25 protein-coding genes are annotated in these 26,951 nt (G+C 37.6%); 16 read left to right on the top strand and 9 right to left on the bottom strand.

Features of this window, described 5'->3' with window-relative positions; translation table 11 throughout:
• Positions 1-51: 51 nt before the first annotated feature.
• A complete protein-coding gene (locus tag QUD79_RS15385; protein ID WP_184424586.1) occupies positions 52-981 on the bottom strand; it encodes an alpha/beta hydrolase in 930 nt (309 codons plus the stop codon).
• Between the two features lie 28 nt (positions 982-1,009).
• Positions 1,010-1,426, bottom strand: a complete 417-nt coding sequence (locus QUD79_RS15380; protein ID WP_246454966.1) for a TlpA family protein disulfide reductase — start codon at positions 1,424-1,426, stop codon at positions 1,010-1,012.
• A gap of 218 nt (positions 1,427-1,644) precedes the next feature.
• Between QUD79_RS15380 and QUD79_RS15375 the strand changes: the two genes are divergently transcribed.
• Positions 1,645-2,100, top strand: coding sequence for a hypothetical protein (locus tag QUD79_RS15375; protein WP_184424584.1), 456 nt, complete (start codon positions 1,645-1,647; stop codon positions 2,098-2,100).
• 38 nt (positions 2,101-2,138) lie between these two features.
• Here the strand turns inward: QUD79_RS15375 and QUD79_RS15370 are convergent, their stop codons facing one another.
• Positions 2,139-2,498, bottom strand: a complete 360-nt coding sequence (locus QUD79_RS15370) for a hypothetical protein (protein ID WP_184424583.1) — start codon at positions 2,496-2,498, stop codon at positions 2,139-2,141.
• Positions 2,499-2,840: 342 nt separating this feature from the next.
• Between QUD79_RS15370 and ompR the strand changes: the two genes are divergently transcribed.
• The gene (ompR, locus tag QUD79_RS15365; RefSeq protein WP_184424582.1) at positions 2,841-3,566 is read left to right on the top strand and encodes an osmolarity response regulator transcription factor OmpR; all 726 of its coding nucleotides are present in this window, start codon (positions 2,841-2,843) and stop codon (positions 3,564-3,566) included.
• A 6-nt stretch (positions 3,567-3,572) separates the two neighbouring features.
• Entirely contained in the window at positions 3,573-4,865 is a 1,293-nt protein-coding gene (envZ, locus tag QUD79_RS15360) for a two-component system sensor histidine kinase EnvZ (RefSeq protein ID WP_184424581.1), read from the top strand.
• Between the two features lie 71 nt (positions 4,866-4,936).
• Here the strand turns inward: envZ and pckA are convergent, their stop codons facing one another.
• Both pckA and QUD79_RS15350 read right to left on the bottom strand, forming a co-directional pair.
• Complete coding sequence (pckA, locus tag QUD79_RS15355; protein WP_184424580.1) at positions 4,937-6,547, bottom strand: phosphoenolpyruvate carboxykinase (ATP); 1,611 nt, start codon at positions 6,545-6,547, stop codon at positions 4,937-4,939.
• A gap of 527 nt (positions 6,548-7,074) precedes the next feature.
• Entirely contained in the window at positions 7,075-9,633 is a 2,559-nt protein-coding gene (locus QUD79_RS15350) for a PBP1A family penicillin-binding protein (RefSeq protein WP_184424579.1), read from the bottom strand.
• 131 nt (positions 9,634-9,764) lie between these two features.
• Here QUD79_RS15350 and QUD79_RS15345 point away from each other — a divergent pair, with 131 nt between their 5' ends.
• From QUD79_RS15345 to QUD79_RS15305, 9 genes are all read left to right on the top strand, one after another.
• Positions 9,765-10,844, top strand: a complete 1,080-nt coding sequence (locus tag QUD79_RS15345) for a pilus assembly protein PilM (protein WP_184424578.1) — start codon at positions 9,765-9,767, stop codon at positions 10,842-10,844.
• Entirely contained in the window at positions 10,832-11,398 is a 567-nt protein-coding gene (locus QUD79_RS15340) for a PilN domain-containing protein (protein WP_184424577.1), read from the top strand. Before QUD79_RS15345 ends, QUD79_RS15340 begins: the two co-directional genes overlap by 13 nt.
• A complete protein-coding gene (locus QUD79_RS15335) occupies positions 11,398-11,991 on the top strand; it encodes a type IV pilus inner membrane component PilO (protein ID WP_184424576.1) in 594 nt (197 codons plus the stop codon). The genes QUD79_RS15340 and QUD79_RS15335 overlap by 1 nt, the downstream gene beginning before the upstream one ends.
• A complete protein-coding gene (locus QUD79_RS15330) occupies positions 11,988-12,524 on the top strand; it encodes a pilus assembly protein PilP (RefSeq protein WP_184424575.1) in 537 nt (178 codons plus the stop codon). Before QUD79_RS15335 ends, QUD79_RS15330 begins: the two co-directional genes overlap by 4 nt.
• 17 nt (positions 12,525-12,541) lie before the next feature.
• Positions 12,542-14,581, top strand: coding sequence for a type IV pilus secretin PilQ (locus tag QUD79_RS15325; RefSeq protein WP_184424574.1), 2,040 nt, complete (start codon positions 12,542-12,544; stop codon positions 14,579-14,581).
• Positions 14,582-14,782: 201 nt separating this feature from the next.
• Positions 14,783-15,301, top strand: coding sequence for a shikimate kinase AroK (gene aroK, locus QUD79_RS15320; protein WP_184424573.1), 519 nt, complete (start codon positions 14,783-14,785; stop codon positions 15,299-15,301).
• A 3-nt stretch (positions 15,302-15,304) separates the two neighbouring features.
• On the top strand, positions 15,305-16,369 hold the full coding sequence (gene aroB / locus QUD79_RS15315) for a 3-dehydroquinate synthase (RefSeq protein WP_184424572.1): 1,065 nt from the start codon (positions 15,305-15,307) through the stop codon (positions 16,367-16,369).
• Between the two features lie 19 nt (positions 16,370-16,388).
• Complete coding sequence (locus tag QUD79_RS15310; protein WP_184424571.1) at positions 16,389-17,843, top strand: SPOR domain-containing protein; 1,455 nt, start codon at positions 16,389-16,391, stop codon at positions 17,841-17,843.
• Positions 17,844-17,925: 82 nt separating this feature from the next.
• On the top strand, positions 17,926-18,747 hold the full coding sequence (locus tag QUD79_RS15305; protein ID WP_184424570.1) for a Dam family site-specific DNA-(adenine-N6)-methyltransferase: 822 nt from the start codon (positions 17,926-17,928) through the stop codon (positions 18,745-18,747).
• Positions 18,748-18,760: 13 nt separating this feature from the next.
• Here the strand turns inward: QUD79_RS15305 and QUD79_RS15300 are convergent, their stop codons facing one another.
• Positions 18,761-18,955 (bottom strand): DUF2970 domain-containing protein, encoded by a 195-nt coding sequence (locus tag QUD79_RS15300; RefSeq protein WP_184424569.1) that lies wholly within the window; start codon positions 18,953-18,955, stop codon positions 18,761-18,763.
• A 458-nt stretch (positions 18,956-19,413) separates the two neighbouring features.
• On the opposite strand from QUD79_RS15300, the gene rpe reads away from it, so the two are divergent.
• Entirely contained in the window at positions 19,414-20,085 is a 672-nt protein-coding gene (rpe, locus tag QUD79_RS15295) for a ribulose-phosphate 3-epimerase (protein ID WP_184424568.1), read from the top strand.
• A 96-nt stretch (positions 20,086-20,181) separates the two neighbouring features.
• Positions 20,182-21,186, top strand: a complete 1,005-nt coding sequence (trpS, locus tag QUD79_RS15290) for a tryptophan--tRNA ligase (RefSeq protein ID WP_184424567.1) — start codon at positions 20,182-20,184, stop codon at positions 21,184-21,186.
• A gap of 187 nt (positions 21,187-21,373) precedes the next feature.
• Here trpS and QUD79_RS15285 read toward each other — a convergent pair whose 3' ends face one another.
• The 3 genes from QUD79_RS15285 to QUD79_RS15275 all read right to left on the bottom strand — a co-directional run bounded on the left by QUD79_RS15285 (position 21,374) and on the right by QUD79_RS15275 (position 23,918).
• On the bottom strand, positions 21,374-21,628 hold the full coding sequence (locus tag QUD79_RS15285) for a tautomerase family protein (protein WP_221435191.1): 255 nt from the start codon (positions 21,626-21,628) through the stop codon (positions 21,374-21,376).
• 86 nt (positions 21,629-21,714) lie between these two features.
• Complete coding sequence (locus tag QUD79_RS15280; protein ID WP_184424566.1) at positions 21,715-22,674, bottom strand: FHA domain-containing protein; 960 nt, start codon at positions 22,672-22,674, stop codon at positions 21,715-21,717.
• Positions 22,665-23,918: a S1 family peptidase gene (locus QUD79_RS15275; protein ID WP_184424565.1), complete on the bottom strand. Its 1,254-nt coding sequence runs from the start codon at positions 23,916-23,918 to the stop codon at positions 22,665-22,667. Before QUD79_RS15275 ends, QUD79_RS15280 begins: the two co-directional genes overlap by 10 nt.
• A 272-nt stretch (positions 23,919-24,190) precedes the next feature.
• On the opposite strand from QUD79_RS15275, the gene QUD79_RS15270 reads away from it, so the two are divergent.
• Positions 24,191-26,311: a TonB-dependent receptor gene (locus QUD79_RS15270; RefSeq protein ID WP_184424564.1), complete on the top strand. Its 2,121-nt coding sequence runs from the start codon at positions 24,191-24,193 to the stop codon at positions 26,309-26,311.
• A 150-nt stretch (positions 26,312-26,461) separates the two neighbouring features.
• Entirely contained in the window at positions 26,462-26,854 is a 393-nt protein-coding gene (locus tag QUD79_RS15265) for an MmcQ/YjbR family DNA-binding protein (protein WP_184424563.1), read from the top strand.
• The last annotated feature ends 97 nt before the right edge of the window (positions 26,855-26,951 follow it).

The raw sequence follows: 26,951 nt of genomic DNA, 5'->3' as shown, positions 1-26,951 counted from the left end.
TATTTGGTAACAAAAAATCAATGTAGCGGTTTGTTTTGATAATGCTAAAACTTAACTCTTAGCTAGAGGTAAACTCATTTGCTTGAGTATTTCGTTAAACAACCAAGAATCGGGATTGGCCAAGTCGAGTATTACGTCAAAATGATTGCGATCAGAAATCTCTTGGAAACGCACAGGATAGCCTAATAGCGTTAGTTTTTTTAAGAGCGCTTGGCTTTGCCGTTTAAACTCAGCTGTTTCGTTATTTCCATAGCTTACGATCACTTTGCATGGATTAATCTCAGCGGTTGTCATTTTACCAAGCAGCGGACTGTTCTTGGTGATCTCTAACGGACTTAACTGCAAAGGTTCATTGATATAAGTTTGTGCGATGGGAGTAAGGTCATAAATGCCACTGACTGCACATATACCTTTTATAAAAGAAAATTGGCCATCAGCAGATAAGTATTGATTGTCTATATAATTTGTCCAATCAGTTTGTAACATCATTATGGCTAAATGAGCGCCGGCTGAACTACCAGATAAATATATTTCATTTTGATCATAGCCATAATAGTCGGCATTTTGATATAACCAAGCAAGGGCCTGTCGATTCTGTTCAACTATTTCAGATAAACTCGCGTTAGGTGCAAGGCTATAATTAATGACAGCAAAGTAACAATTGTGTGCCTGAAAGTTAGAAGCAGCAAAACAAGACTCTTCTTTACTAAGCTCTTGCCAGTAACCGCCATGAATATAAACCTGTAACTTTGGCTTGTTTTGTAAGTTTTGCTGTTGATGCTCAGGCAGATAAAGGTCTAAAAGGGTGTCTTTGTGTGAGTGATAATTTAAATCAGTAAGTACTAGCTTATTATTAAGTGCTTTATTTTTTGCCACTTTACTTTGTTGAACATAAGCGTTTATGAATGTAGCTATATCGTCAACACAACTACTAGGAGAGTATTGTTGTGACAGCTCTGATTTTGAAAAACCTCGATACACAGTATGTTCCTTTTGCTGTTTTTAATTCTTAATCAGCTAATAAACGTTCAATTTCTGCTTGGTACTCTATCTGCTTTTTATCATTGAAGCCTACATGGCTACTTACAATGTTACCGCTCCGATCGATAAGATAACTGCTAGGCATACCGCGCACTTTTAAGGCTTTTGCTACTTCGCCTTTAGGGTCATAAAAAATATAAAAGTTAGCGGGTACTTCAGTTAGAAACTGAGTTGCAAATGTCTTATCAGCATCTAAATTAACACTGAACACAACTAAACCTTGGTCTTTATATTGTGTTTGTAACTTATTCATCCATGGAAAAGAGCGGCGGCAAGGAACACACCATGAGGCCCAAAAATCAAGATAAACGACTTTACCTTTATGCGCCTCTAGTTGCTGCTCGAAGTCAGAGAGCGTGCCAGCAAAAGCTGTAGCTATTAACATATAAAAACAGAGAAGTATGGCTAAAGTTACTTTCATAAATTTGAGTTGTTAGTTAGTTTAATAACATCATGCAGTAATAATTAATAGAATACTAGAGCGATTATTGTCTCCTCGATGCGCTCGCAAATTTATTTGGTTTGGGTATAATCTAGCGCTTAGCAACACATAGTGAAGGGTACTTTATGATGCGCAATTCTGTCTTTATCAAAGGAGTACTGTTGAGTACATGTATAGTGTTATTCAATGTTAGTGCACAAACTGATGAAGAGAAGGCTCAGCATGAACACAACCAATGGCTTAAAGACACATTCTCAAAGCAGCACGAAGCCTTAATTCCTGTTGTGGCTGTAGCTGATATGTTTTACGCCTGCAATAAAAAACGTAAAATTGATCCTATTGGCTACCAAGTTAAAGAGCTCATTGTTAAAATGGACAGGGACGTGCTAGCCAATAAATTAGCCCAATGCTTGGCAGGTGAAAGTATTAAGTCTGAAACTGCACTAAACTTTGGATTGCTAGGGTGTTTTCATGAACAATTGCAAGAACTATCAAAAGAAGATCGTCAGCAAAAAATGGTAATTGTTGAACGTGCTATTGCTTCATTAACGTTTGAAGAAAGACAAAAAAGTTTTACTCAATGTGTAACGGATCAAGCCATTGGCTATTTAAAATAAAAAGTTTAATTATTATAAATAGTGAACTGGAGAGTAGGCTATTTAGGCTTTTCTTCTTCGCGGAAAGAGCTAGGTAATATATCAACACCCACTAACTTACCTAGTTTTATCACTATCGGCAGTGTTATCGGGGCAAAGGGTAATAAAGCAACAATACCGATTCCTAAACCTTTTAATACATCAAAAAATTGCTGATTTGCAAGTTTCATTTCTTCAGGTGTGGCTTGTCGTTTAGTATAACGCTTATAAATTGCGAGCATTTCTTTTGTTTCTACTTTTTCTTGCGCTAATGCAATTTTTACGCGCAATAGTTGGCGTCTCACTCTTGTAATTAAGCGTTTACGGCTGATAAATATTACTCTTCTAGGAGCTTTGAAAAAATAGAACCATACTTTCATGCGCGCATTCTGACATATTGTTGGTAAGTGCGTTAATGATATTTTGTAAATAGAGATTTTTACGCAATAGAATCAGCGTATATTTGCCATTGCTGTTTTTTCGATGTATTTAAACAGATTAGTTTTGTTCTTCAAAGGGCAGTAAGCCTTCTCCTAAATAACCTTGAATTGTTTTGTAGTAAGTAACTGATAAACTATCCAACAAGAGAGCGATAAATATAACTACAGGTTTATAATAAGTCATAATTTGTAACAAAACGCGGGCGAAAGATTCAGACAAACTTTTTAAATATCTGGCACTATCGCTATAGTAGAAAAACTTATTGAGAAGAAGAGTACATTATGGGACAGGAAACACCTAAAATATTGGTTGTTGATGATGATATGCGTTTACGCTCATTGTTAGAGCGCTATTTGGTGGAGCAAGGTTTTGTTGTACGTAGTGCGGCAAACTCTGAGCAAATGGACCGATTACTTGAACGCGAAAACTTTCATTTACTCGTATTAGATTTAATGTTACCCGGCGAAGACGGTTTATCTATTTGCCGCCGCTTACGCCAGAAATCTAATGATATTCCTATTGTAATGCTAACAGCAAAAGGTGATGAGGTTGATCGTATAATCGGTTTAGAGCTAGGGGCTGATGACTATATGCCTAAGCCATTTAACCCTCGCGAATTACTAGCCCGTATCAAAGCCGTATTACGTCGTCGTGTGCAGGAAGCGCCAGGAGCACCTTCACTTGAAGAGAATATTATCTCGTTTGGCGAATACCAATTAAACCTAGCAACACGCGAAATGTTAAAAGGCGATGTTAATATGCCTTTAACCAGTGGTGAGTTTGCGGTATTGAAAGCATTGATCACACATCCGAGAGAGCCATTATCACGCGACAAACTAATGAACTTAGCGCGAGGTAGAGACTACTCTGCACTTGAGCGTAGTATTGATGTTCAGGTATCACGCTTGCGTAGAATGCTTGAAGAAGATCCTACTAAGCCTCGATATATTCAAACGGTTTGGGGGCTTGGGTATGTCTTCGTGCCGGAAGGAAAAGCTGTCGCTTAATATGACATGAGAATATTGCCACGTAGTGCTTTTGGGCAAACCATTTTATTGATCAGCGTTTTGCTGTTTATCAATCAATTGGTATCATTAGTTGCCTTTGCTGTTTATAGCTTTCAACCGAGTTCTCAATTAATTAATGAGCTGTTGGCAAAACAGGTACGCGTGGTGTTTATTGACGTTAAAGACCCCGTGTTAAGTCCTGCGATGGCTGTTGCATTTCAGCGAGAAACAGGAATAGGTGTTTATACCGAAAGCCGCGCGTTAGAGCTTGGCCTTCAACACGCCAATTATTATCAAAACCGTTCGCTTGAAATGTCGCAGTTACTTGGTGGCGAAGCCGAAGTGCGAATTTCACAAGGTGATGAATACCTTTTTTGGATCCGGCCACCACAAGCGCCGCAATACTGGGTTAAAATACCTTTAACAAGTTTAGAAGAGGCGAGCTATGCACCCTTGTTATTCGTGTTAGCAGTACTTGGTTCTTTAAGTGTTATAGGTGGCTGGCTGTTTGTTAGGCAATTAAATCGACCGTTAAAAGCTCTCCAAAAAGCAGCACATTCTGTTGGTTCTGGGGCTTTTCCTGAGCCAATTAAGGAGCGTGGTACTACAGAAATAGTGGCTGTTACTCAAGCGTTTAATCATATGTCTAAAGGCATAAAACAACTAGAAGATGATCGAAACTTATTAATGGCGGGTATTTCTCATGACTTGCGCACGCCGTTAACACGCATTCGCTTAGCTACAGAAATGATGTCGAAAGACGATGAGTTTTTAAAAGAAGGTATTGAAAGTGATATTGATGATATGAATACAATCATCGATCAGTTCATTGACTACATTAGAAATGACAGCAAGCATAAAGCAGAATTAACAGATTTAAATGCATTAGTTGAAGATGTAGTAAATACCGAGGCTATTTCGGATAGACGCATTTACTTTATCAAAGGCGATTTGCCTGAGATCCCGTTACGCTATGTTGCTATAAAACGTGCTATAGCGAATTTAATTCAAAACTCACAACGCTATAGCAGTGGTGACATTGAAATTTTAACAGGACGAGAGCCGAACAGTTCTTTAGCTTTCATTACTGTTTCCGATCATGGCCCTGGCATTGAAGAGTCTGAAATAGAACGTTTATTTCAACCTTTTACCCAAGGTGATAAAGCAAGAGGAACAGAAGGCAGTGGGCTAGGATTAGCTATTATAAAACGAATTATTGATACTCATGGTGGCAGGGTGTTGCTTACCAATAGAGCTGAAGGCGGTTTAACGGCAAAAGTTTTATTACCGTTAGCTTGATAGCAATCCGTATAATGTAGAAATAATAAAAGCCGCTAATGCGGCTTTTTTAATATTTATAATTGAATAAATTATAAAATAGGACCTGCTTTAACTAAGTTTTTACCGTTATCTGTATCAGTAAACTTCTCAAAGTTATTAACAAAGCGATTAGCTAAGTCAATCGCTTTAGTCTGCCAATCACTTTTATCTGCATAAGTAGCTCGTGGGTCAAGAATGTCGCCTACAACGCCATCTACTTTTGTTGGTATTTCTAAATTAAATAAAGGCAAGGTAACTGTATCAGCATCGTCAATTGAACCATCAAGTATTGAGTCGATAATGGCGCGAGTTGCTTTAATTGAAATACGCTTGCCTGTGCCATTCCAACCAGTGTTCACTAAGTAAGCTTCAGCGCCCACTGCTTGCATACGATTACGCAGTACTTCTGCATATTGTGTTGGGTGCAAACTTAAAAAAGCAGCCCCAAAACAACTAGAAAAAGTAGGTGTTGGTTCAGTGATTCCACGTTCAGTACCAGCTAATTTAGCGGTAAAACCTGATAAAAAGTAATATTCAGTTTGCTCTGGAGTTAATTTTGCAACAGGTGGTAATACACCAAATGCATCAGCAGTTAAAAAGATCACTTTCTTAGCATGACCTGCACGAGAAATTGGCTTAACAATATTATCAATATGATGAATAGGGTAAGAAACACGTGTATTTTCTGTTTTTGAGCCATCATCAAAGTCGATAGTGCCATCAGCAGCAACTACCACGTTTTCTAATAAAGCATCGCGGCGGATAGCGTTATAAATATCTGGTTCGTTTTCTTTACTTAAGTTAATAGTTTTTGCGTAACAACCACCTTCAAAGTTAAAAACACCATTGTCGTCCCAACCATGCTCGTCATCACCAATTAATTCACGTTTTGGATCCGTCGAAAGTGTTGTTTTGCCTGTACCTGACAAACCAAAGAAAATAGCCACATCGCCAGCTTCCCCAACATTCGCACTACAGTGCATTGAAGCTATGCCTTTTAGTGGTAAGAAATAGTTCATCATAGAGAACATTCCTTTTTTCATTTCACCACCGTACCAAGTACCACCAATTAACTGCATTTTTTCAGTTAAGTTAAACGCAACAAAGTTTTCAGAATTTAAGCCCTGCTCTTTCCAGTTAGGATTTGTTGTTTTTGCGCCATTCATCACAACAAAGTCTGGTTCGTAGGTAGCAAGCTCTTCATCACTTGGACGAATAAACATATTTTTTACAAAGTGAGCTTGCCATGCTACTTCAGTGATAAAGCGCACTTTTAAACGAGTGTCTTCGTTAGCACCGCAAAAAGTGTCAACAACGAATAAACGCTTTCCTGAAAGTTGAGTCGTTACTTGGTTTTTTAATTGTGACCAAGTCTCTTGAGTCATTGGCTTGTTATCGTTTTTGCCTTGATCAGACCACCAAACAGTATCTTTAGTGATATCGTCTCGCACAATATATTTATCTTTTGGTGAGCGACCGGTAAAAATACCAGTATCCACTGACACTGCACCTACTTCAGTAACGACACCTTTATCAAAACCTTCAAGGTCAGACTTTGTTTCTTCTTTGAAAAGTAGCTCATACGACGGGTTGTATATTATTTCGTCAGCGTTGGTGATGCCGTATTTCGATAAATCTATTGAGTTTTGCAAAACGGTCATAGCAAATAAGCTCCTAAGTATGACAATTAAAGGTGTAAGTTTCGGTGTTGTTGAGGTCGCAATTCTAGGCGATCGCAAGGAAAAACGAAAGAAAAATTTCTTTCGTTTTGAAAGTTTTCACTATAACTTTCATTTATAAAGGTGTGATTTTTAAAATAATAATAAAGATACTTATTAAATATATAAGCACTTTTTATATTAAGGGTTTGATTTTTAATTGCTTTTTATTTGAAAAGGCGCGTTGTTAATTATTCATTAAACTTAATAAAATTTATGGGTATATGCTAAAAAAATATTTGAAGTGAAGTTTCAAACGAAAGTTTTTTAATAGATTAAGTATCTCTTATATAGATCGCATATTTTATTCATACATAAGGATAAACGAAAAGGGCTTTAAAGCACGCCTTTCAAGCGAAAACTGTTGAGTTAACCACTGATTGTATTAGAAAAATTCTAAATGCACCATAAGCCGTTAGGCTATCTTAGCTATACGACTAATGCTTTTTTTAAGCAACTGCTCAGGCTTTTTAAAAAATTTCTTTTAGTGGGTCACTTTTATTTTGGTTGAATATTTCATTGCTAATATCTTTACTGACATATTCGGTAGGCTCTGTGCCTAAAATAAAATATTCAAATATGCTTGTTTTGTCAGTACGGTTGGTTAGTTTTCCTGTTTTCTTATCTATTCGAATAGATACTATATTTTGTGGCTGTTCAAAGGGTTCAACAGGAATGTCTTCTAACGCGGTTTCCATAAATGATATCCAAGCAGGTTGCGCAGATTTAGCACCAAATTCAGTACCACTGATTTGATTATCTCCTAAATTTCGGTTGGCAGTAGTTCGACCTAAGTTTCGGCTATGATCATCAAAGCCTATCCAAGAAGTTGCCACAAGGTGGCGACTGTAGCCGGAAAACCATGCATCTTTTGCTTCGTTAGTTGTTCCCGTTTTACCTGCAATGTCGCGGCGTTTGAGTGTTCTTGCTCTAAACCCTGTACCCTGCCATCCAGGCGAAGAAGACCAGTCGGCTCCCCAAATAGCTTCGTTAAGTGCCTCAGTGATTAAAAAAGCATTTTGCGCACTGATCACTCTTTCTGCTTTCCTAAATGGTACTTTTTGCTCAGTGGTTTGTGTGTTTTCTTGTAGGTATTTGGGTGTTGGCTGAAGACTATCTAGTGTAACACTCTCTGTATCTGAAAGTTGGCTGCAACTATCACAAGCTATAGCTGGGTTTGCTTGATACACAATATTGCCAAAAGAGTCTTCAATTCGATCAATTAAATAAGGTTGTACTAAAAAGCCCCCATTCGCAAATACAGCAAAGCCTGTTACTACTTCTAATGGTGTAAGTGAGGCCGAGCCTAATGCTAAAGATTCATTTCTTGGTAATTCATCGGGAGAGAAACCGAATGATGCAATATGTGGAATAACATTATCCATGCCAACACTTCTAAAGAGTCTAACCGCTACAACGTTTTTTGATTGCGCTAAAGCACGCTTAACACGCACTACACCATTGTATTCTGGCGGTGAATTTTTAGGACGCCATACGGTACCGGTTGACTGATCCCATTCATTAATAGGTGCATCGTTAACTAACGATGCTAACGTTAAACCATGGTCAAGGGCGGCAGAATATAAGAAGGGTTTAATATTTGAACCCACTTGACGTTTAGCTTGTGTTACACGGTTAAATTGGCTTTGATAAAAACTAAATCCGCCAACAACCGCTTTTATTGCTCCGTTATCGGGCGAAATAGACACTAAAGCAGAACTCACATCAGGTAACTGACTTAATTTATAGCCTTGGTTAATTGTTTCTACATAAATTACGTCGCCATAACTGAGTATTTCTTTTGCATTTGATGGGGGGGGGCCTTGGCTGTCATCATTAATAAAGTCACGCGCCCAAGCTAAGTTTTCCCAAGCTATTGTAGCTACTTCATTGTCTTTTAGGGTAATCTCAACAGAGTTATCGAGTACTTTAGTAACAACGGCTACTGCTAGGCGCTCGTAAGTCATCACATGGGCAATGGCTTGACTAATTTCAGTCTCGGTTAAAGGCTCAATATCAGAACTTGTTGTATCGGTGAGTTGATTTTCTACAAAAGGGCGTAGGCTTTTTATTACACCTCTGTAACCATGGCGTTGATCATAAGCGAAAATGTTATCAACTACCGCTTTTTGTGCCGCTTGCTGTAAAGTTGATGGCACTGTGGTAAATACTTTATAGCCTGCAGTATAGGCTTGCTCTTTGCCATAACGGCTGATCATCTCTTGATGCGCCATTTCTGCAATATATGGTGCATTTAAATCTATTTCTGTGCCATATTTCTGTGCGGTAATAGGTGCGCTTTTAGCTGCTTGATATTCGCTGTCAGAAATATAACCACTCGCTAACATGCGTTGTAAAACTACACTTCTTCTTTGTAGGGCACGATCTGGACGGCTAATGGGGTTCATGGTTGATGGCGCTTTAGGAAGGCCTGCCAATACTGCTATTTGTGCTAATGTTAGGTCGTTAACATCTTTGTTGTAATACACTTGTGCAGCAGCCCCAAAACCAAAAGATCTATGTCCTAGCTCAATTTTATTAAGATATAGTTCAAGGATTTCATCTTTAGTTAATAGACTTTCAATATGAAAGGCTGTGAAAATTTCACGCAATTTTCGAATATAAGTTTGTTCACGGGTCAAAAAGAAGTTACGGGCAACCTGCATGGTAATGGTACTAGCACCCCCTTTGTTTTGTCCGGTAAGTTGCCCTAAAATAGCACGTGCCATACCAATAGGATCAACACCAAAATGCAAGTAAAAACGGTCGTCTTCAGTGGCAAGAATAGCATTAATTAATTGTTGAGGTATTTCATTAAGCTTTAACGGAATACGTTTTTTTTCACCAAATTGATTGATTAATTTACCATCATTGCTGTAAATTTGCATTGGAGTTTGCCATTGAACCTCTTTTAAAGAGGCAACACTTGGAAGCTGATCTTTAATTAGCATGTAAGCAACTAAAAGGGATAACCCCCCTAAAAAAGTGAGAATTAGGGCTGTTTTTGCAATGCGTTTCAGTGAAAACAAAATAAAATGCTCAATAAAATTTATAAAAATTACTTAATAGTACTAGTATATAGTGTAAAAGCATGTAATAAATGTATTTATAGATAAAAAAAGCTTAATATTATTATAATAAAATGATCTAGTGGGAAGTTATGCTAAGCAATCTGTTAAAAAAGAAAGCTTCTTTAATGGTGGGAATTGATATTGGTTCTCACTCAGCAAAAGCGGTTTTATTAAGTCAAGGGAGTGATGGTTTTGTCCTCGAGGCAATTGCTACAGAGCCAATGCCCAGAGGGGCAATCATTGACCGTGAAATTCAAGACATAGAAGCGGTTGGCAATGTCATCGCTAAAATTAGAAAAAAAATTACCTCGTCAGTTTCATTAGCTGCAGCAGCTGTATCGGGCCAAACGGTTATCACTAAAGTTATTTATATGGATGTTGCACTCACAGAGCAAGAGCTTGCAAGCCAAATAGAAATTGAAGCTGACAGTTTAATTCCTTATCCTTTAGATGAAGTTAGCCTTGATTTTGAATCGCTTGATGTAAACGAGTCAGATCCTTCAAAAATGAATGTCTTACTGAGTGCAGCTCGAACTGAGTCTGTCGAAGCCAGAGTATCAGCTTTAGAGTTAGGCGGCTTTGATACCAAGGTGATTGATGTTGAATCATATGCTGTTAGTAGAGCTTATGATTTAAATCTTGCGTTATTACCCGATGATGCAGCGAATAAAGTTGTTGCAATAGTAGACATTGGCGCAACCATGACGCTATTCTCAGTGACTGATTCTGGTAAGCATGTTTATAGTCGAGATCAGATTTTTGGTGGAGAACAATATACCCGTTCGATTGTTTCATATTACAACAAGCCATTTGAAGAGGCTGAAATTGCAAAAGTTCAAAATAATCTCCCACCCAATTATACATTCGAAGTTTTAGCACCGTTTCATACGATATTGGTTCAACAAATAAGACGTGCTATACAGATGTTTTTAACTTCCAGTGGCAAAGGCAAGGTTGATTACCTAATACTTTCTGGGGGAAGTGCGCAAGTTGAAGGTGTTCAGCAATTACTGACTGACGAATTAGGGATCCATACTGTTATTGCTAATCCGTTTAACGATATTGTTATCTCTTCAAAAGTTGATCAAGCAGAATTAGATAAAACCGCACCACAATATATGGTTGCGGCAGGACTTGCATTAAGGAGTTTTTCGCCATGGCATATATAAACCTCCTTCCTTGGCGGGAAGCAGCCGAAAAAGCAAAACAACGACAGTTTTTTACTGTTTTAACAGCTATCGCATTAATTTCTTTTGCCGCTGTTTTTATTGTTAGCCAGTTTTATCAAGCTCGTATTGATGGACAAAACAGCCGAAATCAATTTTTAAAAAATGAGATTACAGTTTTAGATGGTCGTATCGCACATATCAAAACACTTAACGAGAAAAAGTCTGATCTACAAAAGCGTATTAGTGTAGTTGAACAATTACAGCGTAGTAGAAACGTTGGCACGCAAGTACTTGATGAAATTGCTAAGATTATTCCTACGGGAATTTACTTAACTACAATGGATAAGCAAGGTAATACTCTTGAACTCGTAGGTAAAAGTGAATCTAATAACCACTTAGCAAATATGATCAGAGCTATTGAGCGTTCAGACTTGTTTACTGATGCCGAGCTTGAATCAATTACATCAGACGATGCAGAAAGCAAATTATTAAGCGACTTTAAAATGCGTGTTCGCATTAAAGGTATAGAAAATGCTTCAGCAGGAGGTAATTAGTGAATATAGATTTTTCACAATTTGAAGGGTTAGAGTTAGATAATCTAGCTGAATGGCCTCCGATCGCAAAAGGGGTGTTTATTACCTTTATTGCCATAGTGGTAATGGGATTAGGTTTTGTTTTATTAATACAAGATAAACTCACCATGTTAGATCGCGTAACTGCCGAAGAGGTAACTCTAAAGCAGGAGTATCAAACTAAGTATCATGTTGCTGCTAATTTAGAGCTTTTCCAGCAGCAAATGGAAGAAGCAGAAGCGCTATTTGCGAATCAGTTAAAAAGCTTACCTGAAAGTCATGAAACACCAGGTTTATTAGATGACATCACTTTTGTTGGTACAACTAGTGGCTTAAATTTCGCTAATTTAAATTGGCAGCCTGAAATAAAACAAGAGATATATACGGAACTTCCTATTGATATCAAAGTGATAGGTACTTATCATGAGTTTGGAGATTTTGTGAGTAAAATAGCAGGTCTACCACGAATCGTTACCTTACATAATTTCGATATTAAGTGGCTTCCAGACAGTGATGAGCTAATTCTACAACTACAAGCAAAAACATATAAATACCGAGAGGCAGCCACCGAATGAAAAAAATAGTTAGTTTATTATTTCTCATTTTACTTACTGGTTGCTTTGATGACACAAGTGATTTGGAAACACATATTGCTACTGTTCAGGCTAATACTACTTCAAGGATTGATCCTATGCCTGAAGTGCCAGTGTTTGACCATGTAGTGTATTCTGCGCAGAGTTTACGCAGTCCTTTTGATGTACCACGTCCTGAAGCTATTCAGGAAAAGATTCAGCAAATGTCGGGCTGTTTAAGCCCTGATCCACGTCGACGTAAGCAACCGCTAGAGAAATTTGCATTAAGTGATCTAGTAATGCGTGGTACGCTAGGGGAGCTAGATATTACCTGGGCATTAGTTGAAGCATCAGATTCAACGCTACATCGAGTGGCGCTTGGTAATTATTTAGGGTTATATAATGGGCGAATCACAGAAGTTAATCCAAATAACGTTAAAGTAATTGAATTAATTCCTGACGGCGCAGGTTGTTGGGTTGAGCGAGAAACTGTAGTCACTATGGTTAAATCGGACGCAGAGGGGCAAAGGAAGTAATGTTGCTAATAAATAAAATGAAAAAAATACATATAATAAACCATTGTCTTAAAAGCACGTTAGTAAGAGTATTGTGCTTAACTTTGTTTTGTTCAGTCGCTAATGCGGCGGACTTAACCAGTATTCGTTATAACACTCTGCAGAACAACGAAATTGAGTTGGTTTTTGTACTTTCCGAAAATATGGTTAGTCAACCAGAAGTTAAAACGTCAATGTCGCCTGCTAAAATTGATATTTTGTTTGATATCGACGGGTTTAATGCCGATATATTAGAAACCACTATTGAGCATGCAGGGGTTAATAATATAACTGTTCAAAAGCTTGCGGGAAAAGTTGTAGCGTCGGTAAATTTGGATCAGCTGTCGATTTTTGACGTAAGTCAAATGGATAATGAGTTCTCTTTGGTGTTGAATAAAGGTGATGCTAATAAAGCCTTGGCTAATTTAGCACCAGCAAGTGGAGAGTTTATTAATAATATTAACACCATAGACTTTCGAAAAGGTAATGACAGCGAAGGGCAACTATTAGTGCATTTAGATGACAGTATGGTTGCTGTAGATGTAAGCAATAAATTAGGTAAATTATTTATTGAATTTCATAACACTGACATTCCAGATGAGCTACTTTATACCTTAGATGTGTCAGACTTTGGTACAACAGTAAAAGGCGTTGAAACATTTAGAGAAGGACGAAATGCACGTTTAGTAGTTGATATAGATGGTAACTTTACATATAAGCATCAACAACTTAATAACGTATTCTCGTTAACGGTTAAAGAAGAAGTTAAAGTGCCTGGATATCTTGGCGACTCTAATGACTTCACAGGTCGTGCTATTTCATTAAACTTTCAAAATATTTCAGTTCGAACTGTGCTGCAAATTGTTGCTGATTATAACGGCTTTAACTTGGTCATTAGTGACACGGTAGCAGGTAACATTACACTTAGACTAGACGGTGTACCTTGGGATCAAGCGCTAGACATTATTTTAAAAGTAAAAGGTCTTGATAAACGTATGCAGGGCAATATTTTGATGGTTGCCCCGAGTGATGAACTTGCTGCTCGTGAAGCAAAAGAGCTACAAGCAAAACAGCAAGTAGCCGAGCTAGCACCTCTTTATTCTGAATATATACAAGTTAATTATGCCAAAGCTTTAGAATTTGCTGCTTTAATTAAAAATGAAGATAACAGCATATTATCTGAACGCGGAAGTGTTAGCGTTGATGAGCGAACAAACACGTTATTAATTAGAGATACTGCCGCAAGTATCGAAGATATTAAACGCATGGTAAGCGTATTAGATATTCCAGTTCGTCAAGTCGTTATCGAATCACGCATGGTTACTGTAAAAGATAATATCAATGAAGAACTTGGTATACGATGGGGAGTAACTGACAATAATGGTGATTACGCTACTGCTGGTGGCCTTGCAGGAGCAAATGATGCAGCTAGTGGTGTTATCCCTTCGCTAGCAGATCGATTGAACGTTAATTTGCCGGTAGCGAATCCTGCAGGAAGTATTGCTTTTCAAGTTGCTCGATTAGCTGATGGCACAATTCTAGATCTAGAATTAAGTGCAATGGAAAAAGAGAATAAAGGTGAAATTATTGCTAGCCCACGTATTACAACGGCCAATCAAAAAGAAGCCTTTATTGAGCAAGGTGTTGAAATTCCTTATCAAGAGGCTGCCTCAAGTGGTGCAACTTCAACTCAATTTAAAAAAGCCGTATTAAGTTTAACCGTTACTCCACATATAACGCCTGATGATCGTATAATATTAGACTTACTAGTAACACAAGATACTGTTTCTTCGGTACAAAGTGGAACAGCACCCGCGATTGATACTCAGCGAATTGGTACGCAAGTGTTGGTGAATAATGGTGAAACAATAGTACTAGGTGGTATTTATCAACAACAAGTGATAAATAGCGTTTCAAAAGTACCTGTATTGGGTGATATTCCATACTTTGGTTGGGTCTTTAGAAGCACTTCTAACTTTAATGAGAAGAAAGAACTACTTATTTTTGTAACACCAAGGATAGTAACAGAAAACTTTTAAATATTAATTGTTAGCAATATCATTGAAATATAAAGACTTTCAATGATATTGCGATAAAAACAGCAAGTAAGTGGTGCTTTTATTCAACACTTGCTTGCTTTTCTCCCTCAACAATTGCGATAATTACGCCCTTAAAATCTTCGAGGGGGTACCCTCTTATCTGTAAACGTAATTATTAAACGCGAGTATTAAGTTAGTCTCATGGCAGAAAAACGTAACATTTTCCTAGTAGGACCTATGGGCGCAGGCAAAAGTACCATAGGTAGAGAATTAGCAGATAAATTGCACCTAGATTTTTATGACTCTGATCAAGAAATCGAGCGTCGTACAGGTGCTGATATTGCATGGGTTTTTGATCTTGAAGGTGAAGATGGTTTTCGCAAAAGAGAAGAAGGCGTCATCAATGATTTATCAGAAATGCAAGGTATCGTGTTAGCAACTGGTGGTGGTTCAGTGATCAGCGCACAAGTACGTAACCGCTTATCGGCAAGAGGTATAGTTGTTTATCTTGAAACCACAATTGATAAACAAGTTGCACGTACACAACGTGACCGTCGTAGACCTTTGCTGCAAACATCTGAAGAGCCACGCAGTGTGCTTGAAAAACTAGCCGTTGAGCGCAATCCGTTGTATGAAGAAATAGCAGACGTTATTGTACAAACTGACGATCAAAGTGCAAAAATTGTTGCAAGTAAAATTGTTGAGCGCCTAGACTTTTAACAAATGACTACCTTAAACCTCTCTTTAGGTGAACGTAGCTATCCAATTTATATTGATAGTAAATTACTAAGTAACAGTAATTTACTATCAACGCATATTCGCAGTAAACGCGTTTGTATTGTTTCAAATACTATTGTTTTTCCAATTTACGGCCAGTTAATAAAATCATTATTAACTGGCTTTGATGTTGATGAAATAATACTTCCGGACGGTGAAGCTGAAAAAAGCCTAACTAACTTTGATAAGATAATGTCGCACTTATTAGCGAATGGCCATGGTCGAGATAGCACGCTTATTGCTTTAGGCGGTGGTGTTATTGGAGATATCACAGGCTTTGGTGCAGCTTGTTATCAACGCGGTGTCGACTTTATTCAAGTACCAACAACGTTACTTTCCCAAGTTGACTCTTCAGTTGGCGGAAAAACAGCAGTTAATCATCCACTAGGTAAAAACATGATCGGGGCATTTTATCAGCCTAAAGCTGTTTTTATTGATATTGATAGTTTGTCTACCTTACCAACTCGCGAGTTTAATGCAGGTATGGCAGAGGTGATTAAGTACGGTATTCTAGGTGATGCCTGCTTTTTCCAATGGTTAGAAGATAATACCGCATTGATTAAAGCAGCTGATAAAAACACACTGATTCAAATGATTCAGACATGCTGCCAATGTAAAGCAACTATAGTTGCGCAAGATGAAAAAGAAGGCGGAATTCGCGCTTTACTAAATCTGGGGCATACCTTCGGCCATGCAATTGAAGCCGAGCAAGGTTACGGGAATTGGTTACATGGAGAAGCTGTCGCTACTGGCATGGTACTTGCTGCTAAACTTGCAGTAGCAATGAATTTGCTTGAAGTGTCAGAACTTCGTCGTATTGAAATGTTAATTTCAGCGTTTGATTTACCATTAGAAGCACCTGAAAATATGGGCTTTGAACAGTTTTTATCTCATATGAAAAGAGATAAAAAAAATATGGGTGGCTTATTACGCTTTATCGTACCAACGGGTATTGGTAAATCAGAAATTAGAGACGACGTTACTAAGGAAATGCTTCAACAAATTCTGTAAGTAAAACAGAAGGTGAAGCATGTCTGCATTAGCACAAACAAGTCAATTAAACACGTCAACAGACAGTGTAACTTCGATCAGCGTTAATTCACGTATTGATTATATTTTTCGCTTTTCTAAGCATGCGGTTTTAGTCGTTGATGAAAATGCACAGGCGTGTTCCTCAGTTGGCTATCAATTCCTTGACCAACTATCTAATGAACATAATGCGGCATTTGTCTCTGCTTCTACTAAATTAAATAATATTCAAATAAGATGCCGTATTATAGAACAGTTATTCGGTAATAGTGTGTTTGATCCAGAGCAATCATTAGCTGTTAGCATCATCAATCTACTTAATGCTAATCCTCAAAAGTTAGCGATTGTTTTAGACAATACTCAGTTTGCTTCTTTGCAAATAATTCATGAACTCACACAGCTGGCATTAATTGCCAAAAAAGCAAAATTAGATATCGAGTTATTAATGTTAGGCGATTATGCAGCGGGAAAAATGCTAGCCGAGCATAAAGATTTATTTCATAAAAAAATATCAATATTATCTAAACAATCAGGGCAGTTATTGTCGTTAAGTGCCAAACAGTTCAAAACGCCACAATCTTGGTTAACGCTAACTGTGAGTAAAAAATGGTTAATTTCATTAATTATTATTTCATCGTTGGCAATAGTGACAGTGGTTTGGTTACAACAGCAAGAAACGTTCAATTTTTCAAAACTCCCCAAACTAAATACAAGTAAAGTTGTAGCAAGTAGCGGAGCTGATCAAACTGTACTGAATTTGGGTGCTAGCGAGGTTAGTAGCTCAGCATCACCTGAGTATGTGTATAAGGTATTATCAGGTAATATTAGTCAGTCAAGCGAAGTAAATACGCAAACAGCAGAGGTAAGCGATATAGTTTCTGCAATCGCAGCATTTGAAGTTGTACCAGCAGTATTGCTTAAAGAAAGTGTATTAGTTGATAGCAATGAAAATATCAAAGCAGATAATCAACCCAATGAAGTAATTAATGCTCGATCAAAGAAAAATGAGCTAGTACCACCCTCAACGAATGATGAAAGCAATGCAGTAATAGAGGTTAACGAGGCAACAAGTGTTAATACAATAGTGGCTTCATCTGCCTCTAAAGTGCCGATGTTGGCTGAAAATAACAAAGTAAGCGTGATTGAAGGTAGTGACATTGGCAACGAATACTACAAGCGCTATACAGCAGGGTATGTAATCCAAATAGCTGGGTTTACCCAAGAGTCTATTAAGCAGGAGTTTTTAGCTGATTTTACCACGTTAGAATTTAAGCAGTATCAACGTATATTAAATGAAGAAGTAATGACGGTATTAACGTCAAAATACTATCCAACCCGCGCAGAGGCTGAACAAGCACTTTATGCACTACCTCAAACAATTTTATCTCGTAGCCCATGGATAAAATCGATTTCGGCAATTAATAATGAAATCAATGCGTTTGAACGTTCCCAATAAGGCATAATTCAGGATACAATTCACCCTTCACAATACTTAGCAGTGATAACGGCTTAAATAGTTGTTTGGGGTTTTTACAAGAATGGTTAAAAAGCATCGAGCTTTTTTAAAGTGGGCTGGCGGAAAGTATGGTCTAAGCGAAGTCATTAATACAATGTTGCCTAAAGGTGATCGTTTAATCGAGCCTTTTGTGGGAGCAGGTTCAGTATTTCTTAATAGTAACTACGATAGTTATGTATTAAGTGATATCAATAAAGATTTAATCAACCTATATCAAATAATTCAAATTAAGCCTCAAATATTTATCAACGATGCTAAAAAAATATTTATTCCTGAAAATAATCAAGCCGACGCATATTACCATTTGCGCACTGAATTTAATGCCAGTGTAGATAAGTATTATCGTTCATTATTGTTTTTGTATTTAAATCGCCATGGCTATAACGGTTTGTGCCGATATAATAAGTCTGGTGGATACAATGTGCCTTTTGGTAAATACAAAAAACCATATTTTCCTGAAGATGAACTTAACTATTTTGCTGAAAAATCGAAACAAGCAATTTTTATTTGCGAAGGCTATCGTCAGAGTTTTGCCCGTGCTCAGGCGAGTGATGTTATTTATTGTGACCCACCTTATGTACCCTTAAGTAAAACAGCAAGTTTTACTAGTTATGCAGGCAATGGTTTTGGTTTAGATGAACAAGCTGATTTGGCAAATGCCGCTGAAGAAGTTTCAAAAAATTGCCAATCTACAGTACTTATCAGCAACCATGACACCATTTGGACGAGAAAAATATATGAACACGCTGATAAAATAAAATCGATAAAAGTTAAGCGGACAATTAGTCAAAAAGGTGGGGCCCGTAAGAAGGTAGGAGAGTTACTCGCATTATACAAAGGGTAACAAAGACTAAATTCTACACTTCAACGACCATTGAAACGATAAAGGCTAAGATCAGAATAAAAATAATAACGGCGATCACCCCAACAATTATAAAATGGCTCAGTTTTCCTTGGGTAAAGTCTCTTTTACGATTCTCATTACTTTGTACGCCTAAAAGGGCGTACAGTACGCTTTTTACTGTGCTGCTTATTGAAATAAGTGTGTTCATAATTCAACCACTAAGTTAACTTAAATTCAGTATCTGTGATTTTAGCTAACGATTCAACTGTTAATCTAGAAATAGAATTTATACCAATCTCACTAATTATTTGATCATTTCTACTGGTTAAAGCAATCAACTACTGCGTTATTTATTTTATAATTAGAACAACTAGTTATGAAAATAAATGCCTTGTATTTGACTGTTTTCACTGCGTATAAAATAGATCACTTAATTAATGAAACTGGTATTACTCAATTTTTGATTAGTTTATAAAAGAGTGTTGTTTGACTAACCTGAGGTTAGCTATATAAACTTTATTATTAAACGTTGCCATTTTCCAAGGAAATGAATGTTTACTTGTGAAAAGTAACATATGCAAATAATAGTGAACAGATACGGATAGAAAGTCGATTAATTCTTCAATTTAGGATAAAGTAGCGCAGTTTTTTTAAAAGGGTTTATTTATGTCGTCATTTCTAATTGCCCCTTCAATATTATCAGCTGACTTTGCTCGTTTAGGTGATGATGTTGCTAAGGTACTTGCTGCAGGTGCAGATGTGGTTCACTTTGATGTTATGGACAATCATTTTGTACCCAATTTAACTTTTGGCCCTATGATTTGCCAAGCGCTTAGAGACTACGGTATTAGTGCGCCAATTGATGTTCATTTAATGGTGAAGCCAGTTGATAGTTTAATTCCTGAATTTGCAAAAGCGGGTGCGAGTATTATTACTTTTCATCCTGAAGCGAGTGATCATATTGATAGAACATTACAGCTAATTAAAGATCACGGTTGTAAAGCGGGATTAGTACTTAACCCTGCAACACCACTTCAAGTACTCGATTTTGTTATGGATAAACTAGACGTTATTTTATTAATGTCAGTTAACCCAGGTTTTGGTGGGCAATCGTTTATCCCTTCAACATTAGATAAGTTGAAATTAGTAAAAGAAAAAATTATTGCTAGTGGCCGTGATATTCGTTTAGAAGTTGATGGCGGCGTAAAGGCGAATAATATTGCAGAAATTGCAGCGGCTGGCGCAGATATGTTTGTAGCGGGCTCAGCTATATTTTCTCAAGATGATTATAAACAAGCGATTGATGAGATGCGCACGCAGCTTGCTACCGTTAAGTAATTACAAAATAATAATTAAGTTATTGTAGGTCGGCATTTATGCCGTCAAATATTTAAAATATACATCCAAAAGTAAGCAGTGTTAGGTAACAATATTATGTCAAAACCAGTTGTATTAAGTGGCTGTCAGCCATCAGGTGAACTTACTATCGGCAATTACTTAGGTGCATTAAAGCAATGGGTAAATATGCAAGCAGATCACCATTGCTTTTATATGTTGGTAGACCAACATGCAATAACCGTTCGCCCTGAAGCAGAAGCCTTGCGAAAAGCGACCTTAGATGGTTTAGCATTGTATTTAGCGTGTGGTGTTGACCCAGAGCAAAGCACTATTTTTATTCAGTCACATGTACCAGCCCATGCACAATTAAGCTGGGTGCTAAATTGCTACACCCAAATGGGTGAGTTAAATCGAATGACGCAATATAAAGATAAATCGCAAAAATCTGAAGCAAATATGAATTCCGGTTTATTTACGTATCCGGTCTTAATGGCTGCTGATATTTTGTTATATCGTGCCGATCGCGTACCAGTAGGCGATGATCAAAAACAACATTTAGAATTAGCGCGTGATATTGCTACTCGTTTTAATAATATTTACGGTGATGTTTTTGTAGTGCCTGACCCGCATATTCCAGAGCACGGCGCGCGAGTAATGAGCTTACTAGAACCAACCAAAAAAATGTCAAAATCTGATGCTAACCCTGGTAATTTTATAGGCTTATTAGAAGACCCTAAAATAATTGCTAAGAAAATTAAACGTGCTGTAACAGACTCAGATGAGCAAGCACGTATTTATTTTGATTATGACGAGAAACCGGGGGTTTCAAACCTTTTATCGCTATTGTCTTGCGCTACCAATCAGTCTGTTGGGCAGTTAGTTCCACAATATGAAGATAAAATGTATGGTCATTTAAAAGGTGATGTTGCCGATGCGGTTGTTGCTATGCTTGAACCTATTCAAACTAAATTTCACCAGTTCCGTAATGATCAAGCTTTCTTAAACGAAGTGATGCATAAAGGAGCAGAGCAAGCATCTGAGCGTGCAAGTAAGGTATTAACCTCAGTGTATGATGCTGTTGGCTTTATCGCTCGTCCATAAGCGTTAGCACCAATTTAATGTAAAGCCAGTGATATATTCACTGGCTTTTTTATTGCCATTTCCTTGGCCTTCTAACGATAATAGCCTCATTTGTTACCGACTAGATGACTTTTTTGCTATACGACTCTTTTTCAATTTCTATAATTTCAACTGTTAAGGATATTGAAGCAAGCGATAAACCTTCTAATTATGTTAATACCGCACTCGATAGCACTTTTCGTTGTTGAAAGGTTCGTCCTGATAGTATTTTTAAGCTGATATGAATGAAATTTTGCTTAATTATTCCTGATGAATAATGGTTAAAGGGTATAATGCGTGTCTTAATATCTTCAGCTTCGAATAATTGACTATTTAATGCACCAACATAAACAGCGTGAATGAGTGCTTCCGGGGAAACCAATACTTCAATTGGTTGAGCATACTCAATAATACAGTGTGGCATGCAAGATCCTTTTTGGTATAAGTGCTATCTAATAAAAAGGCTAGGTGATTTATCTCACGTAGCCTTTTAGTTTTTAATACCTATTTCTATTCATCGTCAACTTTACTGTCTGCTTTTTCAAATAACTTGTTTGATTTTTGAATAAAGCTATCTACATCGCTACTTGGCGCGAATATAAAGTTAGGTGTCATTAATACATTATTGAACTGAGGCTTTACGGTAAAGTCTGGTTGTTTACTTAGTTGAATTAAATAACTACCCCCAAACAATAACACGGTTAAGCTAGCAGCAACAACCGTTCTGCGTTTAGCGCTCATGTGGAAGCCAATATAACAGTTTAACCAGAACAAACAGAATGCGAGTGATACCGGTAGCAGGGTTAGCAATGGCATTAAAACAAAACTACTTGAGGTATTAAAGCTTACCAACGTTTCAATAAAATCGATGACCCAGCTAATATTATAAATAATAAAGGAAACGCCAAACTGCGTAAGTACACGTGCGTCGTGTTTAGTTAAATGCGAAATTAATGAAACTAATGCCGGCCAAAGTAAAAACATCAAGGTCATGCTGATTGCAGGCACAAGTAACTGAGTAAAACTCATTTCTTTAGGGTTGTTTAAAAAAATTGTCCATGCAACTATACATGCAAACAAGCCAATACTTGCTGTTAATGCTAATGGATGCCGTGCTAAATTAATAAGGCTTTCAAAAGGGCTTAACGTTGCGCTTGGTGACACTGGATGGTTAGGGAAAACAACCCTAATTTGGCTTTGCCCTAAGCTAATAATATCACCAGAGCGAATAATGTGGCCATGGGCGAGCTTTTTACCATCGTCCAAAAAGCTGCCATTTACTGAGTTTTTGTCTAGAACTGTCCAGTTTTCGCCATCAAAATCTATTGAAATATGCTCAGCGCACACGTGAGGATCAGACACTATAATATCGTTATGGTAGCCACGACCAATAGCAATATGATCACTGGAAAATTTATGGCGACCAATAAGTTTATGTCCGCGGTTAATTTCTTCAATAATTATTTCCATGACACAGACTCCATAAATTGCTTAGTGAAAGCTTGTACGGAATCTTGAGCGACACCTGACACTGTAAAGTGACTAATTAGTGCTTGTTGGTCTTTGTCTACTGAAATACCTAGATATAAAACGTCGTAAAGTTTTGGAAAGTCTTTATAGGCTCTCACACAAAAAATAGATTTATTATTAATGTTTTGGTGTGTTGGCATTACAAGATCATGCTGACATTGAAACTCTGTCACATCATCTTTTGTTGCTTTATTACCAGGCATAACTCGTGAAATTTGATTTTGGTATAAACGATAGAATTTTGTTGGCCCTAGTTTAAGCGATTTCATATAACGAAATTCCATTTCAATTGAACCTGTGAGAAAGTTACCTTCAATGTATGTGTCTTCTTCAAGGCTACAATTAGCCACAGCCACCATGACTAATGCATCGCTCTTGTCAGCGTTTGAATCGCCCCAGCAGCGAATATAAGGTACGTTAATGGTTGGAATTAATGCTTCACCTAGCTCCTTTAGTTGCCATTCGTTTGATAACAGCTCTGAAATTAACTTCTTTTGGTTAGCTTTTAGTTGCTGAGCCATTTGCTGTTCAATACTTTCAGGAGGTTGCTGTTTAAATTGTTCGAACAAATTAACCAGCTTGTCGTGCGGTACGAGAAAACCTATTTGGTTGCCTGAGGTTGCTACATTAACACCAACTACTTGTGCATTTTTATTTACTACAGGCCCGCCGCTCATGCCTGAGTTAACTGAGCCGGTAAAATGTATTTTATCGTTAAAAGATTCTTTTTTTAATCCATTATATGTACCAGGCACAACTATCATGCCTAAATCATGTGGGTTACCTAATGAATAAAGCTCTTCGCCTTTAGTTGGAACAGTTTCAGCAATATCAAAAAAAGGCATGTCTTGAGTAACTTCGCGCTTTACTATAGCTAAATCGTTAATGACATCAACGCTTTCAAGTGTTAATTGAGACTTGTTGCCAAGGTGATCTAAATACTCAATGTTATATTTTTGTGGGTAGCGGGCATAACCAGAAATAACATGATAATTGGTAGCAATTAGTCCTTGAGCTGTTATTTGAAAGCCTGAACCTATACTTGATTTTTCGCCACTTGCTTTGTCTATTAATCGAATTTGGTAAAGCGAAGGGGCTAATTGTTTAAAAATTGCTTCAGCTTGCTCATCTGCGCTACTAACAAAACTGAACGCTAGTAGCACAATGGTAATCACACCTTTCATTTAATATCCTTAAAATAACCGTGAGCTTTATTGTGCCATTGTGAATTCATTTGTCATCCATTATCCTAATTTACTTGTAATATTTTTTATTTGTCTGCAAACACGCCCTAAATTTATTGTAAATTGACCTGTATCAACAAAGTGCTATGAGTACTGCGACAATATGTCGCAGTTCTTTGTTTTTGCTTTGTTTGTTACTAATTTAGTCGCCAAAATAACGCCAATTTATTTGAACTAACATATTTGTTTATCTTCATTTTATAGGCGCTTTTATGCAATTTTTATTAAAACCTAGCACACTGGCTGTTAATGCTATTTTATTTACTTCGTGCGTGCTTTCTTCTCCTGTTTATGCAAACGATGCTAATTCAGAAGATTTAGACGTAATTACGATCACTCATCAACGCCATCAAGGGCTTATTGATAATAAAGGCATTGCTGTTGGCAAAACCAGTGAGCCAGATTTAGCCAGTTGGCTCGCGACTGTGCCTGGCGCTAATATTAATAAAAATGGTCCTGTAACAGGTATTGCACAATATCGAGGACTTTATGGCGACCGCCTTGCTATCGCACTTGATGGTCACCCAGTAATTGGGGCCGGCCCTAATGCAATGGACACTCCGTTGAGTTATTCAACGCCATTAATTGTTGAGTCAATGACCGTCTATCGTGGTGTTGCACCTGTGTCTGCAGGTATGAGTACAATTGCTGGTGCAATTGATGTGCATATGCGTAAAGCCGAGTTTAGCGAAAGTGATTCGCAATTGATATCGGGCGACATGCAAGCGGGCTATCGTAGCAATAACAGTGCAGATACCTTGTCAGCGGTAGTAAATTTGGGGAAAAAACAGCTTGCTGCAATGGCGTATGTCAACCTTCAATCGGGTGATGACTTTGAAACGGGAAATAAGCAAACCGTAGCACCTACAGCTTATGCTAAACGTCAAATGGGCACAGACATACGATACAATAATGATGACTTAGAGCTTGGGTTTAGCTATCACTATACAGACACTCAAGACTCGGGTACTCCTGCACTACCAATGGATATTGAGTACATTTTTAGTCATAGAGTAGCGCTTGATGGCGAGTTTTTTGTTAACAAGTGGCAGGTAAATTGGGCACTAGGCTTTACTGACGCAGACCATGGTATGACTAATTTTCTAATGCGTTATAACGGTGATCCGAGTAAATACCGCCGTAATAATGCTGTTGCTGAAACTGTCGATTTTAACGTGAAGTTATCAAAAACCTTCACATTTGGAGAATTGCTTTTTGGAGCAGATGGCTACACGGCGAAACATGACTCGGTTATCACTAACCCAAATAATATGATGTTTGAAGTGGTTAACTTTAATAATGTGGTTGACGATAGAGTAGGTATTTATGCGCAATGGCAGCAACAGTTTGATCATACACAAGTACAACTTGGTATGCGTGTTAAACACATTAGCGCTAATGCTGACGAGGTGGCCACTTCGATGGTGATGATGCCAATGCCACAAATGGCAGCAATGGCAAAGGAATTACGAAACAACTTTAATACTTCAGATAGGTCACAGTCAGACAGTTTAGTTGATGTGGCACTAAATATCGAAACAGTGCTCTCTAAAAGCACATCACTCAATGTAGGGGTAGGTATAAAAAGCAGAGCACCGACTTATCAAGAACGCTACTTATGGACACCAATGGAGTCAACTGGTGGGTTAGCTGATGGTAATACTTATATTGGCAATATTGATCTTGATGCAGAAACAGCTTACCAAAGTAACCTAGGGCTAAGCTATCAGATAGAAGGCTTAATGATTGCACCACAAGTATTTTATCAACGAATAGATAACTACATTCAAGGTGCGCCACTTACCATGATGGATATGTCGGCAAGAATGATGGCTAAAATGATGTCTGGAGACGACAATCCACTTAAGTTCACTAACGTAGACGCAGAACTCTATGGTGCTGATGTTAATTGGAATTATCAACTTAACGAGCATATAGAGCTTTTTGGTGTAGCAAGCTATGTTAAAGGGGAGCGACGAGATATAAATGATAACCTTTATCGAGTAGCGCCGTTAAATACCCGCTTAACTGGACGCTATAGTGCCGACCAATGGTTAGTAAATCTTGAATTAGTATTAGCAGCTAAGCAAGACGATGTATCAATAACTAACCAAGAAAAAGTAACGGCAGGTTATGGTTTGGTTAATTTGAATATGAATTACTATTTAAGCTCAGCGTTAACTGTACGCGCAGGTGTAGACAACATTTTTGATAAAGACTATCGTCATCACTTAGGTGGTTATAATAGAGTTAAAAATACAGAAATAGGCGTAATGCAGCGTTTACCGAGTGAAGGAGTTAGTGCTTGGGCTGAGGTTAGTTATAGCTTTTAATCTACGCATTCTATAAATTTAAAAAGGGGCTGAGGCTCCTTTTTAGTTGCGTTATCTTTTTCTGTCGCTGCCTCTTTGCTATGTAAACTGGCAAAAAGCACAGTGTTAGTACTACACTCAATAGATTTAAACCACTAACTCAATAAAATAATGAATCAATTAACAACAGAGCAATATATATTAGGAAAGCCTGAAAGCTCAATTTACTTCCCTTTTGGAGACGACGTTAAAGTATTCAAGGTTAAGCATAAAATGTTCGCCACCTTGTCATTAGGCACAGGAAATGAAAAAAATACTGGTGGCAAAATGGCAGGGCACTATTGCGTTAACCTTAAGTGTGATCCTGATGAAGCTATAATGCTACGTGATATATTTCCATCGGTGATCCCCGGCTATCATATGAATAAAGCTACTTGGAACACGGTTATTTTAGACGGTTCAATTCCTTCAGGCGAAATAGAGCGTATGATAGATAATTCATTTAATTTAGTAGTGAGTAACATGAGCAAGAAAGAGCAGCAGTCTTTGTTGCTGCATCGCTAATTTATTCCTACCGATTTATACCAAACGTTAATAGTAAGCTGTTAGGTCAATATTAACGTTATATGCCTAGATCAAGGTGCCATTTCCTTTTTAATTG

This window comes from Thalassotalea piscium, from assembly GCF_030295935.1.
In the GTDB taxonomy this organism is placed as follows: Bacteria; Pseudomonadota; Gammaproteobacteria; order Enterobacterales; family Alteromonadaceae; genus Thalassotalea_B; species Thalassotalea_B piscium.
This window is presented reverse-complemented; position numbering and strand designations above follow the sequence as displayed.

Excerpts from the sequence above, each read along its gene's own strand:
- QUD79_RS15265 (WP_184424563.1), top strand. The coding sequence starts at position 26,462 with ATGAATCAATTAACAACAGAGCAATATATATTAGGAAAGCCTGAAAGC.
- aroK (WP_184424573.1), top strand. The coding sequence starts at position 14,783 with ATGGCAGAAAAACGTAACATTTTCCTAGTAGGACCTATGGGCGCAGGC.
- trpS (WP_184424567.1), top strand. The coding sequence starts at position 20,182 with ATGTCAAAACCAGTTGTATTAAGTGGCTGTCAGCCATCAGGTGAACTT.
- QUD79_RS15300 (WP_184424569.1), bottom strand. The coding sequence starts at position 18,955 with ATGAACACACTTATTTCAATAAGCAGCACAGTAAAAAGCGTACTGTAC.
- rpe (WP_184424568.1), top strand. The coding sequence starts at position 19,414 with ATGTCGTCATTTCTAATTGCCCCTTCAATATTATCAGCTGACTTTGCT.
- QUD79_RS15270 (WP_184424564.1), top strand. The coding sequence starts at position 24,191 with ATGCAATTTTTATTAAAACCTAGCACACTGGCTGTTAATGCTATTTTA.
- ompR (WP_184424582.1), top strand. The coding sequence starts at position 2,841 with ATGGGACAGGAAACACCTAAAATATTGGTTGTTGATGATGATATGCGT.
- QUD79_RS15310 (WP_184424571.1), top strand. The coding sequence starts at position 16,389 with ATGTCTGCATTAGCACAAACAAGTCAATTAAACACGTCAACAGACAGT.
- QUD79_RS15280 (WP_184424566.1), bottom strand. The coding sequence starts at position 22,674 with ATGGAAATAATTATTGAAGAAATTAACCGCGGACATAAACTTATTGGT.
- pckA (WP_184424580.1), bottom strand. The coding sequence starts at position 6,547 with ATGACCGTTTTGCAAAACTCAATAGATTTATCGAAATACGGCATCACC.
- QUD79_RS15340 (WP_184424577.1), top strand. The coding sequence starts at position 10,832 with ATGGCATATATAAACCTCCTTCCTTGGCGGGAAGCAGCCGAAAAAGCA.
- QUD79_RS15305 (WP_184424570.1), top strand. The coding sequence starts at position 17,926 with ATGGTTAAAAAGCATCGAGCTTTTTTAAAGTGGGCTGGCGGAAAGTAT.
- QUD79_RS15370 (WP_184424583.1), bottom strand. The coding sequence starts at position 2,498 with ATGAAAGTATGGTTCTATTTTTTCAAAGCTCCTAGAAGAGTAATATTT.
- QUD79_RS15325 (WP_184424574.1), top strand. The coding sequence starts at position 12,542 with ATGAAAAAAATACATATAATAAACCATTGTCTTAAAAGCACGTTAGTA.
- QUD79_RS15275 (WP_184424565.1), bottom strand. The coding sequence starts at position 23,918 with ATGAAAGGTGTGATTACCATTGTGCTACTAGCGTTCAGTTTTGTTAGT.
- QUD79_RS15380 (WP_246454966.1), bottom strand. The coding sequence starts at position 1,426 with ATGTTAATAGCTACAGCTTTTGCTGGCACGCTCTCTGACTTCGAGCAG.
- QUD79_RS15345 (WP_184424578.1), top strand. The coding sequence starts at position 9,765 with ATGCTAAGCAATCTGTTAAAAAAGAAAGCTTCTTTAATGGTGGGAATT.
- QUD79_RS15285 (WP_221435191.1), bottom strand. The coding sequence starts at position 21,628 with ATGCCACACTGTATTATTGAGTATGCTCAACCAATTGAAGTATTGGTT.
- envZ (WP_184424581.1), top strand. The coding sequence starts at position 3,573 with ATGAGAATATTGCCACGTAGTGCTTTTGGGCAAACCATTTTATTGATC.
- QUD79_RS15330 (WP_184424575.1), top strand. The coding sequence starts at position 11,988 with ATGAAAAAAATAGTTAGTTTATTATTTCTCATTTTACTTACTGGTTGC.
- aroB (WP_184424572.1), top strand. The coding sequence starts at position 15,305 with ATGACTACCTTAAACCTCTCTTTAGGTGAACGTAGCTATCCAATTTAT.